Here is a 15,924-nt window from a genome sequence, read left to right as displayed (position 1 = left end):
TCTCTGACAAGACTCCGATGGTTCAAGCCTTGCATCCAACAACCCTGACTTCACTGACCCCTGAGCAGACTTTAGAATTGGGGTTTCAGCTACCTGATCCAGAAGACGAGCAGATTCCAGAATTAGAGTTTCAGCAGCAGATCGATCGGGCGTGGCAAGTGTGCGATCGCTTTGACTTACAAACTGACATCTGGCGCGGCCGAATTTTGCGAACGGTGCGCGATCGTGAGAAGAAAAATGGTGAAGGTCGCGGATTTGGCTTTCTCAACTGGCTCAAAGATCGCGAAATCAGCAAAACGCAGGCGTACAGTTTGATCGAACTCGCAAATAGTGCCGATACCCTGCTCGATAGCGGCTGTCTCGAACCCGAAGACGTTAATCAATTTAGCAAGCGGGCGTTTGTCGAAACGGCTCAATCGGTGCCAGAAGTCCAGCAAATGGTCGGAGACGCAGCCAAGAAGGGCGATCGCATTACCCGCCGAGAAGTCCGTCAACTGTCAGATGATTGGACGGTGATGACATCCGATTTGCTGCCCCTTGAAGTGCGCGAGAAAGCCGCCGATCAGACGATTCCGACGCGCTATCTGTCACCGCTGGTCAAACAGTTAGAAAAGCTGCCCGAAAGTCATCAAGTTTCGATTCGCGACAGTGTTGCCGAAAATTCTGACATTGACAATATCAAACAAGTCACTTCCGAAGCGCGTTATTTAGCGAAATATCTAGAAGCCGCCACCCAAGTCCAAACCATCAATAACGAATCTCTTAATCTAGAACTGGCGCTAGAAGAAGCTTTGAGAGTCGGTTGTCTAAGTTCGACCGCAGAGTTGGTGAGTCAAGCCGCCCAATTAGAGCAAGCGATCGCCAAACTCTACACCACCTGGAAGCGCATCAACAAACTGTCAGAACGCATCTACGTTGATACGGGAGCAAGTACGCCGAACCTACGATCGCTGCTCAGTTGTCTCGATCAATTGTCAGGAGAAGCGATCGAGTTCACAATGGGCGACCCCAACGGCGAAGGCTTTTCGCGCACGATTCGACTCAAGTTAGAGGGCGATTTGCAATCCGACGATCGCGCTACAGGCTAAAAAAATGACCTGATTTTATTCAGATAAATCGCCAAAGCGATCACGATATCGCTGTAACATTGCTTCTAACTCCTCGGCCCGTTGGCGTTCTTGCTCTAGCGAACTGTTGATCTCATTAAAGGAGCGAAATCGGGTGCCATCTGGATAATAAATTTGCAACTCCTCGCCCGACAAATCAAATCGAATGCCAAGGTGAGGACTTGTCCAATTGGCGATTTCTTCGATCGCATCTAACCCATCTTCAGTTCTCTGCCAACCGCTAAACGTATTTGTATCAGGATCATAAATGTAATACTCCTGAATCTGATGGCGATCGTAAAACAGCGGTTTTTTCTCCATTTCAGTCTTGGTGTTGCCAGGCGACAAAATCTCAAACACAACTCGAGGCGGAATCTGATCTTCTCTCCACTGCTGATAAGAGCCTCTATCTCCTTTGGGTCTACCAAACACGACTATCACATCAGGCGCATTCCGAATCTCAGGACGGCCTTCTACGGGATACCACAACAAATCCCCTGCTACAAACACTGTCGGATCGTTGGCAAACAGCCAATCTAAGTTTTGTTTTATCTCAACAATCCAACGAAACTGTTTGGTGTTGTCTGACATCGGCTGACCGTTACTGTCGGGGTAAACGACGGTTTCTTGCAGATTGGAAACCATAGCCCGAAGCCTCTAAAACGCTTGCATTTCACTGTACCAAATTCAGCACTTCTACGGGACGATCGCACGGTCAAACTGCTGCTGTATCGAGAAGACAACATTGGCGAAGTATAGATTGTGGATCATATTTTGGGTTAGCGATCGACAAGATTATTTATTCAACCACAGCTTTTAACAAAATTAAGAGCCAAGAATCTGATAAAAAGGCTTACCAATCCTTGACTCTTGATCAACGGTTATGGACTGAATCCTGCAATAGTTAAACAACTCCTTGCAGATGACTTGAAGCGATTACATTAACGACGAACGTTGGGAGTCAGAATGTTGATTACAGTTCCCACTGCCGCACCGTTGGCCGCATTTCTAATGTTGTGACGGCGACCTGTGACTTGCCCTGTGAGCGTACTTGCCCCCGCACCAACTGCCGCATCCGTCAGCGCATTGGGTCGTTTGCCTTTGGGAGTCGTTAGATCGCGAGACTGATTGACCGCAGCCCCCGCGGCCGCCCCGTTGATGATGTTGGGCACTACTTTATGACCCGTGACGATGCTAGAGCCGATTCCTACTCCGGCACCGATACCTACATCGCGCCAAAAGTTTTGGTCGGCAGAGGCAGGCTTAATGGGAAGCATTGTTGCACTGATCAAGCTGGTTGCCATCACACCGGGCATGAGGACTCGCTTTAAAGTTAAATTCATGGCTGCACCTCCTAAAAGGAATGAACTGAAGAAAGCTCAGAGAGTCTGGTTTCTTCTTGCCAAGTTCGATCCTAGAAACTCAAACCAAAAGCGCCCTACGTCTTAGGAATGAGATCACTGAGAAAAATATTGTGCCGTTCTATCAAATGACCTATATCGATGTGGAGGTTGAGTCAGGATGTAAATCAGTGCATTAGTCGCTAATTGAACTATCCTACTTAACTTATGAATGCGATCGACCTCAAAATCTTCTTCCCCTTCAAGCATTTTTGTCAGACAAACAATTATGGAGTCTCAGTTGATCGACTCAACCCATTCCTCAAGTTTATGCCTCTCGTGTTGGTAAATTGTTGGGTGTTTCATCCACAGGTCAGAGGTAAAGTTATAAGAAATTTACTAAGGTTTGGATAGGTTCAGTTCAATTGTTGGGTTTTGATCGAAGGGGGAAGACCCATCGAATTTACGTTTTCTTAGGTGCATCGGTCAAGATAAAGGAACGGATTGATTAATGCGATCGTCCAATCCTATTCAACGTTGGGAAAACCTTAATAAAACCTTGGCAGGCTGTTAATAACTGATTGGTAGGGTTCTGTTATCTACCGATAATTCCTTACACAATCATGGATTGGTACAATTCTTCGCGTCTTCTCTCGACTCGTTTTAAGCGACGTGATCTTTTGCGTGGTGCGGGTGTTTTGACTGGCGTTGCAATCGCCTCTCAATTTCCTGATAGAGTCATGGCCCGACCTTTGTTTTCTAGCTATCCCTTTACGTTGGGAGTGGCTTCGGGTGACCCATTGCCAGATGGCGTTTTGTTATGGACAAGATTGGCTCCCGATCCGCTCAATGGCGGTGGAATGCCAGAAAATGCCGTCTCGGTCAGATGGCAGCTTGCTTTAGATGAAGGCATGAGACAGGTTGTGAAGTCGGGCACCAAGATCGCAACGGCTGACTTTGCCCATTCAGTGCATGTCGATGTACGCGGATTGGAGCCAGGGCGCACCTATTGGTATCAGTTTAAAGCGGGGAATGAAATTAGCCCGATCGGTCGAACTCGCACCGCACCCGCTAGAAATCAACCATTAGATCGGCTACGATTTGCATTAGTCAATTGTCAAGACTGGCAAAATGGCTATTACACCGCTTATAAACATGTCGCAGAAGAAGATCTTGATTTAGTCGTTCATGTTGGCGATTACATCTATGAATATGGGCCAGAACCCGGCGGCCCCCGTCAGCACAATAGCCCTGAAATCATCACGCTGACTGACTACCGCAATCGTCACGCACTCTATAAGACTGACACCAATCTACAAGCGGCTCATGCAGCCTTTCCCTGGGCGGTCACCTGGGATGATCACGAAGTTGAAAACAATTACGCCAACAGCATTTCTGAAAACGAGGGCGACTCACCCGCAGACTTTTTGGTGCGACGGGCCGCTGCTTATCAGGCTTATTATGAACATATGCCATTGCGACGATCTTCTCTACCCAAAGGTGCCAATCTGCGTCTCTATCGTCGGCTGACCTTTGGGGATCTGGCTCAATTTAGTATTCTAGATACGCGCCAATATCGTACTGATCAACCCTGTGACGATGGGCTAAAACCACTCTGTGAAGCCGCTCTCGACCCCAAGGCCACTCTGACTGGAAAGGCACAAGAACGCTGGTTGTTTCAAGGTCTACAACAATCGCCTGCTCGCTGGAATGTCATTGCTCAACAGGTGATGTTTTCTCAATTTGATTTTGATGCGCGTCCAGAAGTTAAAGCCTTTAATGTAGATCAATGGGATGGCTATGTTGCTGCCCGCGATCGCGTTCTCAGCTTTTTGGATCAGCAGAAACCCTCTAATCCGATTGTATTAACAGGGGATATTCACTCTAGTTGGGTGCATGACATCAAACGAGATTTTAATCAGCCCTCTGCCACGATCGGAACTGAATTTGTAGCCACTTCCATTTCGTCAGATTTCCCCACTCAGTTTATTGAACCTGTCACCCTGGCGTTGTCCAATAATCCTCATACAAAGTTCTTTAATGGTGCTTTGAGAGGGTATGTGCGCTGTGATTTGAACCGCGATCGCTGGCAAAGTGATTATCGAGTCGTCTCAACCATTCGCGAACCGCAGGCGACGATCAGCACTCTAGCTTCTTTTGTCGTCGAGGATGGTCAACCTGGCGCTCAACGAGCCTAACGGTAGTTCGAGAACGCCCCCAAATCCCCCACAAGTGAGAGACTTTGAACTGTGGAAGTCTTAAAGTCCCTCAGAATTGGGGGGTTGGGGGGCAGAAGCACTGAACAACGAAGTCCAGGAACTCAATCGCATTCCCTCTCTCAGCGCACCCAAAAATAAGCTATCAACAGCGTCACCAACGTTAGCGGAAAGCCAAAGCGCAAATGTTCTACAAAAGAGAGTTTGTAACCCAGTTTGGCAGCAGCTTCGATCGTAATCAAATTAGCTACCGATCCAAAAACCGTAAGATTCCCTGCCAACGTTGAACTAGCAGCCAACAGTAACCAGGACTTCGTATGGTCTGCACCAATTAACGGACTCAACAACAGCACCGCAGGCACATTTGAGACAAGATTCGACAAGATTGCTGTGACGCTGATTAGTCCCGCAGAAGACCCGATCGCTTTCGTCAACGGCGCTAATAAATTTAGTTGTTCAGTGGCTTTGGTGAGAATAAATAAGCCTGAAAACATCACCAACAAATTCCAATCGACTTCGCGTAAGATACGCTCTGGTTTGACGCGGCGTGTGATTAACAAGACACTGGCTGCAAGTAGGGCAGATTCGGCTAAGGGCAATCCGATCGCAAACGCAGTCAGCAAGCCACTCATGACGACGATCGTTTTGATCAGCAAAGGTCGATAAATTTGCTTGTCAGAAATAGAAAAGCGTTCACGAGCGATCATTGACCGAACTTCAGGATACAACAGCCACAGTCATGCAATTTGAATCACTAAACCAATCAAAGCGATCGGAGTTAAGGCTTTAGCAAATTCTAAGTAGCTGATTTGTGAAAATGAACCAATGAGAATATTTTGAGGATTACCGCTCAACGTGGCAACAGACCCGATATTCGTCGCGCCCGCCATCGCCAACAGATAAGGAATTGGATTCAAGCGTAACGTCTTTGTCAAACTGAGAATTAACGGCGTGAAGATCAGCGCGATCGTATCATTCAAAAAAACCGCAGACACGACTCCGCATCCAAAAGTCAACGCAACGATCAATCCAAATGGACTGCTGGTGAGACCGAGTAACCACGCGATCGCTAATCGAAAAAATCCCCCATAAGATAGACTCGCATTCACAATCATCATACTTAGGAGGAATACAATCGTCGTAGAGTCGATCGCCTGCCACACATTCTTGAGTCTCAAAACGCCCAACGCAATCACGAATGCAGATCCGACCAGTGCGATCGTCGCTCGATTCATTCTCAAGCCTGGGAAGTAGCCGATCGCTAACCCCAAATAAGTCAGCCCGATCACCCCATATTTCAAGAAATCCACACTTCACATCCTGTTTTGAGATTACGGATATGTCCATTGGCGGAGAGCCTCACTATAATTAGCAGGATTTCCACACCAGACTTTTAGGGCACAATTTGACAAGATGAAAGTATCAAAGAGGGTAAACCCATGAAACTGTACGACTGGTATCGCAATATTATCCGCAACTCTAAGTATCGCTGGCTGATTATTTTGGGCACGTTGGCTTATTTGTTAAGCCCGATCGACTTGCTGCCTGATGTGATTCCTGGCATTGGTCAAATTGACGATGGTTTGCTGCTAACTCTGCTGATTGCTGAAGTGTCTCAGGTGTTGCTTGATAGAGTGAAGACGCGCAAAGGAACAGAGCCGACCGAAACGGTGGATGGCGCTCCCGTCAATGCTGATACGGTGGATGTGAAGGCGACCCCCGTCAAGTAGGCTGCATTTAGCCAATTTCAACCCAGTTTTGAAGGGGTGCGGTTGCAGAAATCGTGCCTTTTTTCATTGCTTGCCTATTGCAATGGGCCAAATACAATCGGCTCTCCTGGACTTGTGGTGAAAAAGAGGGGGGTTGCTGATAGCTTCCTCAAAAGATTGAGCTAAAAGGTCTACGGGGTATAGGTTTCTTGATCAATCAGGTTAGCTTATAACCAGAACATCAGGAGAGCCATACAATCTCATAAATCGCCGTTTCATTCAGTTGATTCAACACGCGCAGATACTCACGAGCATCGTTGCGACGACGAAACCGGACGACGACGATTCGCTGCATTTTGGGCAAGTGTTGAGTAATGCACCACGGCGAAAGCCTGTCTCGATAATTGCGAACAAAGCAAGCTTCGACCGTTGCGCTTAACGGTTGTCCTGATATCGTCAGTGGGTGAAGTTCCTGCCAGCCACGACACTGGTTCAACAACTCCAGCCAAACTACAACGGCAACTCCCAGCGATGCTGGTCAAGCTAAATCGCTACGCCTTGTTGATCATTGATGACTTGGGAGAAAATTGATGCCATAAATCGGACTATGTAGTTGACACGAGACAGCCGCGATTGCTACAACTTGGATTTAGCATGGAGCAGATTGCTGAACCAGCAATTCTCAGTATGGCAAAAAGCTGTTCAAGTCCTGGAAATACCTGTAATGTAACGAGAATTACAGGGGTGTAGGTCGGCTCTTTATGCCATAAGCTGGACATGATGAATATCGGCTATGTCTCCATGACTGAGACTGTCTGCCTTGAAACTATTTACTAAAAGCGAAGAGTAATTGCATCATTAACGACCGCATTCTCTGTCGCGTTCACGAAACACACCGAACGATCGCCACCTGCATCGCATCCGACACAAAACACGCGCCGCCAAACTTATTCAAAATCGGGTTGAGCGTTTCAATCACGCCGTCAATCTGGTCAGGGTTGCAGAAAGCAATCACGTAAACATTATCTAAACTGTTGAGCGCAAAATCTTCGGAGATGGTGCCGCGATCGCTCTTTCCCGTCACATTATGAATTACGGTGTAACCCGGAACACCCGCTTTCTCAAGCCCTGCAAGAATTTTGTTTAGCTCCACCGAGCTGGCCATAATCTCGATGCGTTTGACCGATTGCATAAAGTTAGCTCCAAAATAGGTTGATACCGTACTGATAAAGCGGAATTCCAAAAATAATATTGAATGGGAACGTGACAGCCAGCGCAGTCGAAATATATAAGCTAGGATTCGCTTCGGGAACCGTCAGACGCATCGCAGCAGGAACGGCAATATAAGACGCACTCGCACACAAAACCGCAAACAATAACGCATCACCAGGAGACATTTGGATCACTTTTGCGATCGCTAATCCCAACCCTGCATTCACAACGGGAGTTAGAATCGCAAACGCAATCAAAAACACCCCCGCTTTCTGCAAATCTTGAATTCGTTTGGCGGCGACCAGTCCCATATCTAGCAGAAAAAACGTCAACGCTCCATAAAACATATCTTCGACAAAAGGTTTCAAAACCTGTGCGCCATGTTCTCCGGTAAGAATGCCGATCGCCACACTTCCCACCAGCAAAAAAACCGATCCATTCAAAAACGATTCGCGCAACACTTCGCCCCAGTCAAATGCTTGCTCCGTCTCAGTCGCCGCAAACACTTTCACTAACACTAAACCGACTATGATTGCAGGCGATTCCATCAATGCTAGAGCAGCCACCATATAACCATCGCTGGCAATGCCTAACTGATCGAGAAATGAACCCGCCGTGATAAACGTAACCGCACTAATCGAACCGTATGTAGCCGCGATCGCCGCAGCATTATAAGGATCAAGTTTGATTCGCAAAATGAAAAACGTGTAAATGGGAACGATACACGCCATCAGAATCGCTGACATGATTGCTAAAATGACATCCTGACCAATGCCACTCTTCACCAATTCGACTCCGCCCTTGAAGCCGATCGCAATCAACAAATACAGCGAAAACAACTTGGGAATCGGCGGCGGAATCTCTAGATCCGATTTGACCAATACCGCCAACATCCCCAAAAAGAAAAATAACACAGGCGGATTCAAAAGATTGGACATCACCAGGCTGAGATCCATCGTCACCAAGACTCCGATTCATAAACGTTACGAATCTTCAGATTACAGCACTGAGTTGCGAATATTTGCTGAAAGGCGACCCCTTGCGGGTAACTCGAAGAGATCATCCCTACTTTTTGTGGCTGCTATAATAATTCAGGAAACCTGGGGCTGTAGCTCAGATGGATAGAGCGACCGCCTCCTGAGTAATTGGGCACCGTAAGGGAAACTTTACGAGTGAATGTGATCAAATTCGGTGAACCCTGCAAAGTGAGAAATCTTCTGACTTATGGGAATACCGAGCCAAGCCGATAAGAGCGGTTTCAAGGATAAATTTTGGATTTTGAACTTGAAGTCAGAACTCAAAACTGAGAACTCAAACTCTTCGGAAGGTGTAGAGACTAGAAGGTCACTACCTACGGGCATTAGCCTATGGTAAAGGTATAGTCCAGAGAGTGAGGAAACTCACACAAATCTGAAGCGGTAGGTCGAGGGTTCGAGTCCCGCCAGTCCCGTATCCCAGGAATTTCTGATTTAGTTTTTGCTTCACGATCGCATCAATTCTGCTTGTAGCGACCTTGATGGGCTGACTTCAAATTTTAATGAATCCGGTCGCTTTGGTTAGTCTAATTCAACTTTGTCTCATTCAACTTTGATCGGGAACGATCGACATAGCTACAAGTTTTCTTAACTCAGCCCCTTCATTCCCGCCGCTACATAGGCTGCGTCCGTCACCATTCCGACTAGCGTAATGGGATTGTTGGCAGGCGAAACATAGCGATCCTTGGGCACCGAAAAGAGATACTTCACGGTCGATCGCACATAGACGACTAGCACCACCTCGATCGGCAAAATATCCAACAATACATCAACCTGCTGTTTTGCGGTCTGCTCGCGCTCTCCCTCTGGCAACGTCGGAAACCGTAACCCCTGCCCATTCACCCAATTCTCCAAATCCAGAACGACGACTTGGGCCGACGATCGCCGAAGCTGTGTTTCTTCCTGCCGCAGGCGCACTGATCGAAACCCTCTTCCATTCAGCAGTTCAAACTCAGTGGGGACAGCCGTTTTGCTCAACAAACAGTAATCTACCAACGTCGAACTGATCACTTCCTCTTTTTGCAACGTTCGCCGCACCACCTCCAGCTTTGAATCCAGCAGATCGCTCATATAAGCATCCACACGCTGATTGATCCCATCCTTTGCAACCTGCTTGGCATCATCTAGATTGGTCTTAAAGATATAAGCGATCGCCCCTGTAATCCCTGCACTCAAGGCGGCAAAACCCACCAGCGCAAACTGCATTGTGCTAATAAAATTCTTGAAACTCTCGCTGAGCGTCTTATTTTCATCCGTGATTAGCTTCAGCTTTTCAGTAAATTCTGCCGTTTGCCGCGCGTTCTCCCTGGTGAGAAACTCGATTTGCTGCCGCAACAACTCAACCGAAGCTGGACTATCAGAAGGAGCCGGCGTTTGGGCCAGCAGGGTAGAAAGATCAAGAAACGGCAACCAGTTCATAAGCCTATGCAAAGACATGATTCAAATGATACTGTCACTCGTCAAACTTGAACTAACCCACGCAAACTAGACAACTTCAACGTTATACATACTTAGGTATACATATGTGTACCTATTAGAGTGTGTACCTATCAGAGAACAAGTCGCCCGTCTCTAAATTCAATTGAGCACGATCGTACGTCATCGGCTAAAAAGATATCTACCTCAAAGGCTGTCTAACGCTGACTCAATTAGTTTATTAAATAAATATTAAATAGATCAGAAATAGATCAGTGGCATCTCTGCTTTAGCGGCGACTTAACCGTTACTTCACAAGATAAGATTTGTGCAGCTATAGATTACAGAATCGCTGGCTTGCGCTTTAATAGATGATCTGTAGTTTTTCCCGAAAATCCTGTGATCACATCCAAAGTGAAAGTCGAGCATCTCAAGACTGCACTGACGATCGCGCTAATGGTATTTGGAGCCATCACACTTTATATAGAATGGGGTTTGCAACAAAACCATTGTGTCAGGATGAATTTGCTGGTGTTGCAAGTCTCAATCGGGCGGCAGTGCCCCAAGTAAATCTAACGAAACCACAACTGAACATTCCATTCAATTAACAAACGGTGAGTGACCAAACCAACCGGACTATCATTCACCGTTTATTGTCGATAGACTTTCAGCGTAAATCTTTTTGACACTATTGAGCGTCAGCATTGAGTTGGTCGATCGCATAGCGCGCCACTGCCAAACTCATTTTGGCCTGCTCTGTTTCAGACAACTCACTCCACTCAACCGGACGAATACTCTTGAGCGTGGAGTCGATCGCATCCGATTCATCACGCATCGCATAAGCCAAAGGACGAGCCAACACCTGCAAATCTTCGTCTGCCCAGGCTGGCAAGATTTCTTGCACACACAGCACTAATTGGTCTGCCAGCGAATTAGAAGCTTCTGCAACCTGTTGAGCCTGACGAGCGATCGCATTGAGAAACGCCTGGGGCATCGCCGCAAACTTTTGAGTCAGTCTCGTTTGAAGAGAGTTAGCTGACCAGAGGTGATCGAGGTGAGCAAAAAAGGTGGTCGATCGAGCCGTAATCTCACTCTCTTGCCAATCATCGAGCGAAAAGCCTTGCTCTAACTCGGTAAAGAAACTATCCGCAGCAGGATTAGCAGGATTCCAGGGGTAAGAGATTCTCCCTTGAGGATTTTCAAGCACCTCTACCTCAGCCGTCTCGATCAACTCGGTGGGCTGCCAGCGCAAAATCACATCGTCTGTTTGAAGGAGTGCGTTTGCCAGATCTTGTTCGACTTGAGCTTGAAGATTTGCACCGAGATGAGACCGACTTACTTCGTTTGCCATGATTGAAAATTCCCGCATCCACTGAATGACTTGAACGTTTGCTGTTGATACCTACAGCCTCGCTGTTACAGGTTCCGTAACGAAACTCACCAATTCTACGAATCATGCATAAATAGCACTTCCTGAACCGATATTACACAAGGCGGAACGGCAAATACTCGGTTACACCAAATCGAGAAATGCTCATTCTGTATCGTGTTTATCGCGTGTCAGAGAGTTCTGGGTGAGCGATCGAGAACTCTAAAACCGAGTTTTGCGACCCTCCGAATTTTAGCTGAACGCCCGACTCTAACAATACTTCTTGATGATGAACTTTTTGCCAACCGCTTCCACCATAGAGCCAGGTGCCATAGCGGGAAAAGTCGCGCAAAAAATAAGTGGGCTGATTGGGATCAGGAGAAGAGTTGCGATAAAAGATTTCAGCATGTTTTCGAGAAACGCCCGGTTCGCCTCGCAGCACCAAATCATTATCGTCACTCATGCCCACCCGCATCAGTCCACCACGAACCGTCCAGATTTTAGAACTCTCAATCGATCGCAGCGAAGCCGTCGGAACTTTGCGCCCAAACTGACTCGGACTGCGGGGAATTTGCGTCAATCCTTCATCCCACGGCTTGAGCAACTCGCCGTCAAACTCTGGATGCATATAGAGAACGGGCAGCGTCCAAGCTTGCTGATTGAATTTAAACAACGTCAAAAGATGCTGTCTAGCAACGGCCACCGCCTGGTCGATCGGCATTCTTTCTCCCAACGCCTGAGCAAACGCCTGAATAAAACTCAGCGCTTCCTGATCAGTGATGGAATCCCGCATCGCCAGCACCGCCGGAACCCCATGATGCAGCAGCACTTCCGCCAAACTGCTCCGAGGAATGGCCTGATAGCCTTGCTGATCGGGTTGTGCGCCCCAGCAAGCATTAAAGACGGCTAGTTTGACTCGACAGCGAGTTAGCACTTGAGCCAACTCTGTCCCATTGAGCGTCATGTCTGGTCGGAGAAACAGCAGTCCTCCATCGGGCGCAGGCACCCCATGCCCCGCATAAAACAGAACGTTATATTGTCCGGTTTCGAGGCGATCGATTAACTCAGCCGGGGTAGGCTGCAACAGGGTATCGACTTGACAAGAAGCCATATAGCGACTGGCACTGTGCAAAATCGAGTCGTTCGCGTCTTCCTGATGGTCAGGACACTGCAAAATTCTCGCCAGGGCCAGCGCTTCCTGCTCTAACTTGAGTTTCTTAAGTTCGGATCGACGACGACCATCTAACCCACCAGAAATCGGCTGAACATCTGGCGCAGCGTCCTGTCCCAAAACCAGAAGAATGCTCAAACTCTGGTCAGTTCTCAACGCGGGTAGGGCATCGACATCGCTGGTCGTGCGACTAAACAGCAGTTGTTGACTGAGCGAAACGGCCTGTTTGCCCGCCTGACTTTGCATAACTTCCCAGGGCAGCGCAATCAGATCGGGATCTCGAATGTCTAACCGCAGCCGCAGCGCCTTGTTTTGCCCCATTGCGATCCCCTGGCTTTGATTGATGCTGCCCTGAATCGGCCCGTCAAAGAGCCACTGCCAGAGGCTAATCCCCAAAGTTTGCATCAAACGGACGCTGCGAGAAGGCTGCCCCGGTGACTGAGCGACATCCGCTAGCGTCAGCAGGGGGGTATTGGCTTCAGAAACGTGGGGAACTTTGGGCAGACTTCGGGCAGAAAATAGCTCTTGCCAGGCGTTCCAGACTTGATCAAGGGCATCAGACCAAATGCTGTCATGCAAAACATATCCACCTCGATAAGGAGCCTGAATCACATGAATCGCAAAGTGATTGGCTTCGGTGGCGCGGAGGCGTTCGATCGCTAGGCTTAAACAGGGAAGTTCAGACAATGACATTCACAGACGCAGAACAAGGAATCCTCACAAAGACCAGGAGATGCAGAGGGAGGTGGGCAATCACACCTGTTTCTTAGTTTATCGACTTGGCTGACGTTTGGGCTTAAATCTTTTGGGCTTAAATTTTTTGGGACATCGGGACGTTAGCAGTCCATCAAGGCGAAGCGCACTGTCCAAGCTGGTCTGGTTTGATGCTGAAATTTTGGGCGACGTAAGGCGCGATCGTCGCTTCTTCTAGCCAGCCTGCTTCTCCGGGTTTGACCAGCCTGGGAAGGGGAGTGCTTGAGGAAGTTGCCGCGCTGCCTGCTACCGAACAAACCTTTAAGCGCAGCCACGATCGCTGGTCGGTCATTGTTTGTTTGCCCACCACTTGCAAAATACTGCCAATGGGGACTCGCCCCACTATAGAAGTAGCAGAAGTAGCATCCGCCGGCCCAGGCAAGTTCAACAGATTGACTGAGCCGAGATCAACGCTTTTGACCGTCAGATCCTTTTGTTTTTGGTCGAGCCTGACAAACGAGCCAACCGCCAACAAAGGATTTGCCGAATCTATCGATGCCCCAACAGTAGGAGACGGGCTGTCCGTGGGGACTGCACTAGGAATTGGCTCCGGAGAGGGCGTTGTGAGGGGTGGAGACGGTTCTACGGCGATCGGGTTAACGCGGGCCCGCAGTTCTGGCACCAGTAGATAAAGCAGCAGTCCACTCACGCCCAACAGGGCCGTTAGCGTCAAGAACGGTGGGAGCCAGCTAAAGGGCGATCGCGGTGGCTGAATAATTTGAGTTCTAACCGGGGTTTCGTCAGGGGAATCGTCAGCAGCCTGGGGCAAGGCGGTCGCTCCGCTGCTCTCTCTCGCAGACTGCTGCCAGTTGATCGAAGATGGAGTCGGGGTGGATTCGCTTCTATTGACTCGGCAGTAGACTAACCCGATCGTCACGTTGTCGTGTCCGTTGCGGGTGTTAGCGATTTCGACCAAGCGCTGGCTAACAATTCCAAGGTCAGCGTTGCCATCCAAAATAGGAGCAATTTCGCTGTCCCAAACTTCCTCAATGCGATCGTGATCACTCAATCCATCTGAACAAAGTAAAAATACGCAATCCTCATCCAAAACAAATCGCTGGACGGTGGGATGCAAAAAGTCAGAACTACCCATTCCCAATGCCTGAACGAGCGATCCAGACGCGGGCTGCTGTAGGGCATCTCGGTAAAGGGCATACCCCAAACGCACTTCTCTAGAAGCAACATCGTCATCCAAAGTGACCTGATAGCAGCCTGTGCGAGTGATACGATAGGCGCGACTGTCTCCAACGTGGGTGATATAGAGTTCGTGTTTGTGCGCTAGAGCCATGACGACGGTCGTTCCCATGCGCTGGCGTTCGTGTCGCTGTTCGGTGTCGTTGCGCTGGCTGATTGCGTCATTGGCGGCAAAGGTAGCTCGTTCTAGCCCATCGACTAGCGTGGCTGCGTCAAGATTGCTGGCAAAGAGGCTTTCGGCTTGACTTTGAAGGGTGGCGATCGCTAACCCAGACGCAACTTCTCCACCTTCATGTCCCCCGATTCCATCACAGACGATTACCAGTGGGTTTGCTTGATTTTCAGACAGGTTTACCGTCAAGACCGACCCACCCGGTGGATAGCAGGCATCTTCGTTGCTTTGGCGACTCGGCCCCTGATCGGTTGCGGTAGCAATCTGAATCTGTCGCTCGACCTGTCCATATTTTGCAATGCCCTGATCCAGCAGATCCAATAATTGATCAGCGTGGGTAATTTGCCCCTGGATCAGTTGGTCACAGAGCGGCGTGAGAAACTCAGACTGGAGCACTTGTCTGCTTGGGGTGAAATACGAGATCGGCAATCGATCACTCGCATCAGGCTGCTGATTCCAGGTTGACCAAAGTTGACCCAGGGCAGACAAATCGGGAGGCTGCTTGTCAAATTTCAGCTCTAATAGTTTTAGACAGGCTCCGTCAACCCTTAATAAAGTTGGATCTAGCAAGGTGGAAGCTACTTTTTCTGAGCTGAAGGGCTGCCAGAAAGAAGCGATCTGCCAGAGCCAGTCCAGTTGACGAAGCGGCGTACTTCTTGACCAGAGGCTTTCTAGGGTTGGCATGAGTTGCCCTGCTAAGTCAGAATCCTCAAGGGTGGCTCCTGCGGGATAGATAGGAGCAGTTTCTAACAAATAGATGGGTGAGGTCGCGCTCTTCGAGTTACCCGCAAGGGGTCGCTCCTTGTCTCGAATCCAGCCGTAGACCTGCGGCACATGCAGACGATAGGGAAAAAGTCTCAGATAGCTTTCCCAGCGAGGGGGCAGTTCGGGGGGCGTTTCGGGTGGGGCACCGGGTTTGGTGTCGAGCAGAATTTGGTCAGACTTAAACAGATAACGATCTCCTAGCAAATCTCCAGACCGATCGCTCTCCAAGTGACCCACCGCCCACAAATATCGTTTGAGCAACAGCGTTCGACACTTGTGACAAAACTTGTGGCTTTCTGGGTTGAGAGCCTGACAAAAATAATTGGGGCATTGGAGAATGGGACGATCGTTATCCATTGAGGGTTAGGGGGTGTGCTGCCAGCCAGAACACGAGAAGATTGAAGGGAATGGGCGATCGAAGTTGGCGATCGTCTGAATTCAATAGTCTATGTTCAATCGACTCACAT

13 protein-coding genes and 1 pseudogene are annotated in these 15,924 nt (G+C 48.7%); 4 read left to right on the top strand and 10 right to left on the bottom strand.

Features of this window, described 5'->3' with window-relative positions:
* Positions 1–17: 17 nt before the first annotated feature.
* Positions 18–1,088, top strand: a complete 1,071-nt coding sequence (locus ACKFKH_RS20685) for a hypothetical protein (protein WP_446860234.1) — start codon at positions 18–20, stop codon at positions 1,086–1,088.
* 15 nt (positions 1,089–1,103) lie between these two features.
* Here the strand turns inward: ACKFKH_RS20685 and ACKFKH_RS20680 are convergent, their stop codons facing one another.
* Positions 1,104–1,751, bottom strand: a complete 648-nt coding sequence (locus ACKFKH_RS20680) for a Uma2 family endonuclease (protein WP_446860233.1) — start codon at positions 1,749–1,751, stop codon at positions 1,104–1,106.
* A gap of 296 nt (positions 1,752–2,047) precedes the next feature.
* Positions 2,048–2,449 carry a hypothetical protein gene (locus tag ACKFKH_RS20675; protein ID WP_446860232.1) on the bottom strand — a complete coding sequence of 134 codons (402 nt, stop codon included), beginning with the start codon at positions 2,447–2,449 and terminating at the stop codon, positions 2,048–2,050.
* A 620-nt stretch (positions 2,450–3,069) separates the two neighbouring features.
* Between ACKFKH_RS20675 and ACKFKH_RS20670 the strand changes: the two genes are divergently transcribed.
* Complete coding sequence (locus ACKFKH_RS20670; protein ID WP_446860231.1) at positions 3,070–4,644, top strand: alkaline phosphatase D family protein; 1,575 nt, start codon at positions 3,070–3,072, stop codon at positions 4,642–4,644.
* Between the two features lie 140 nt (positions 4,645–4,784).
* On the opposite strand, the pseudogene ACKFKH_RS20665 reads toward ACKFKH_RS20670, so the two are convergent.
* Positions 4,785–5,897, bottom strand: a pseudogene (locus ACKFKH_RS20665) (anion transporter).
* Between the two features lie 204 nt (positions 5,898–6,101).
* Here ACKFKH_RS20665 and ACKFKH_RS20660 point away from each other — a divergent pair.
* Complete coding sequence (locus tag ACKFKH_RS20660; protein ID WP_446860230.1) at positions 6,102–6,392, top strand: YkvA family protein; 291 nt, start codon at positions 6,102–6,104, stop codon at positions 6,390–6,392.
* A 220-nt stretch (positions 6,393–6,612) separates the two neighbouring features.
* Here ACKFKH_RS20660 and ACKFKH_RS20655 read toward each other — a convergent pair whose 3' ends face one another.
* The 4 genes from ACKFKH_RS20655 to ACKFKH_RS20640 all read right to left on the bottom strand — a co-directional run bounded on the left by ACKFKH_RS20655 (position 6,613) and on the right by ACKFKH_RS20640 (position 10,054).
* Positions 6,613–6,867 carry a hypothetical protein gene (locus tag ACKFKH_RS20655; RefSeq protein WP_446860229.1) on the bottom strand — a complete coding sequence of 85 codons (255 nt, stop codon included), beginning with the start codon at positions 6,865–6,867 and terminating at the stop codon, positions 6,613–6,615.
* Positions 6,868–7,254: 387 nt separating this feature from the next.
* Positions 7,255–7,563: a P-II family nitrogen regulator gene (locus ACKFKH_RS20650; protein WP_446860228.1), complete on the bottom strand. Its 309-nt coding sequence runs from the start codon at positions 7,561–7,563 to the stop codon at positions 7,255–7,257.
* A 4-nt stretch (positions 7,564–7,567) separates the two neighbouring features.
* Positions 7,568–8,539 carry a sodium-dependent bicarbonate transport family permease gene (locus ACKFKH_RS20645; protein ID WP_446860227.1) on the bottom strand — a complete coding sequence of 324 codons (972 nt, stop codon included), beginning with the start codon at positions 8,537–8,539 and terminating at the stop codon, positions 7,568–7,570.
* A gap of 666 nt (positions 8,540–9,205) precedes the next feature.
* Positions 9,206–10,054 (bottom strand): hypothetical protein, encoded by an 849-nt coding sequence (locus ACKFKH_RS20640; RefSeq protein WP_446860226.1) that lies wholly within the window; start codon positions 10,052–10,054, stop codon positions 9,206–9,208.
* 378 nt (positions 10,055–10,432) lie between these two features.
* Between ACKFKH_RS20640 and ACKFKH_RS20635 the strand changes: the two genes are divergently transcribed.
* Positions 10,433–10,603, top strand: coding sequence for a hypothetical protein (locus ACKFKH_RS20635; protein ID WP_446860225.1), 171 nt, complete (start codon positions 10,433–10,435; stop codon positions 10,601–10,603).
* Positions 10,604–10,721: 118 nt separating this feature from the next.
* On the opposite strand, the gene ACKFKH_RS20630 is transcribed toward ACKFKH_RS20635, so the two are convergent.
* The 3 genes from ACKFKH_RS20630 to ACKFKH_RS20620 all read right to left on the bottom strand — a co-directional run bounded on the left by ACKFKH_RS20630 (position 10,722) and on the right by ACKFKH_RS20620 (position 15,814).
* Positions 10,722–11,384: a hypothetical protein gene (locus ACKFKH_RS20630; RefSeq protein WP_446860224.1), complete on the bottom strand. Its 663-nt coding sequence runs from the start codon at positions 11,382–11,384 to the stop codon at positions 10,722–10,724.
* A 199-nt stretch (positions 11,385–11,583) separates the two neighbouring features.
* Positions 11,584–13,266, bottom strand: a complete 1,683-nt coding sequence (locus ACKFKH_RS20625) for a CHAT domain-containing protein (protein WP_446860223.1) — start codon at positions 13,264–13,266, stop codon at positions 11,584–11,586.
* Positions 13,267–13,420: 154 nt separating this feature from the next.
* Complete coding sequence (locus tag ACKFKH_RS20620) at positions 13,421–15,814, bottom strand: PP2C family protein-serine/threonine phosphatase (RefSeq protein WP_446860222.1); 2,394 nt, start codon at positions 15,812–15,814, stop codon at positions 13,421–13,423.
* Positions 15,815–15,924 lie beyond the last annotated feature (110 nt).

The organism is Phormidesmis sp. 146-20 (assembly GCF_052939475.1).
Note: the sequence above shows the minus strand (reverse complement) of the source record. Positions and strands in the feature narration are given on the sequence as shown.

Excerpts from the sequence above, each read along its gene's own strand:
- ACKFKH_RS20685 (WP_446860234.1), top strand. The coding sequence starts at position 18 with ATGGTTCAAGCCTTGCATCCAACAACCCTGACTTCACTGACCCCTGAG.
- ACKFKH_RS20680 (WP_446860233.1), bottom strand. The coding sequence starts at position 1,751 with ATGGTTTCCAATCTGCAAGAAACCGTCGTTTACCCCGACAGTAACGGT.
- ACKFKH_RS20675 (WP_446860232.1), bottom strand. The coding sequence starts at position 2,449 with ATGAATTTAACTTTAAAGCGAGTCCTCATGCCCGGTGTGATGGCAACC.
- ACKFKH_RS20670 (WP_446860231.1), top strand. The coding sequence starts at position 3,070 with ATGGATTGGTACAATTCTTCGCGTCTTCTCTCGACTCGTTTTAAGCGA.
- ACKFKH_RS20660 (WP_446860230.1), top strand. The coding sequence starts at position 6,102 with ATGAAACTGTACGACTGGTATCGCAATATTATCCGCAACTCTAAGTAT.
- ACKFKH_RS20650 (WP_446860228.1), bottom strand. The coding sequence starts at position 7,563 with ATGCAATCGGTCAAACGCATCGAGATTATGGCCAGCTCGGTGGAGCTA.
- ACKFKH_RS20645 (WP_446860227.1), bottom strand. The coding sequence starts at position 8,539 with ATGGATCTCAGCCTGGTGATGTCCAATCTTTTGAATCCGCCTGTGTTA.
- ACKFKH_RS20640 (WP_446860226.1), bottom strand. The coding sequence starts at position 10,054 with ATGTCTTTGCATAGGCTTATGAACTGGTTGCCGTTTCTTGATCTTTCT.
- ACKFKH_RS20630 (WP_446860224.1), bottom strand. The coding sequence starts at position 11,384 with ATGGCAAACGAAGTAAGTCGGTCTCATCTCGGTGCAAATCTTCAAGCT.
- ACKFKH_RS20625 (WP_446860223.1), bottom strand. The coding sequence starts at position 13,266 with ATGTCATTGTCTGAACTTCCCTGTTTAAGCCTAGCGATCGAACGCCTC.
- ACKFKH_RS20620 (WP_446860222.1), bottom strand. The coding sequence starts at position 15,814 with ATGGATAACGATCGTCCCATTCTCCAATGCCCCAATTATTTTTGTCAG.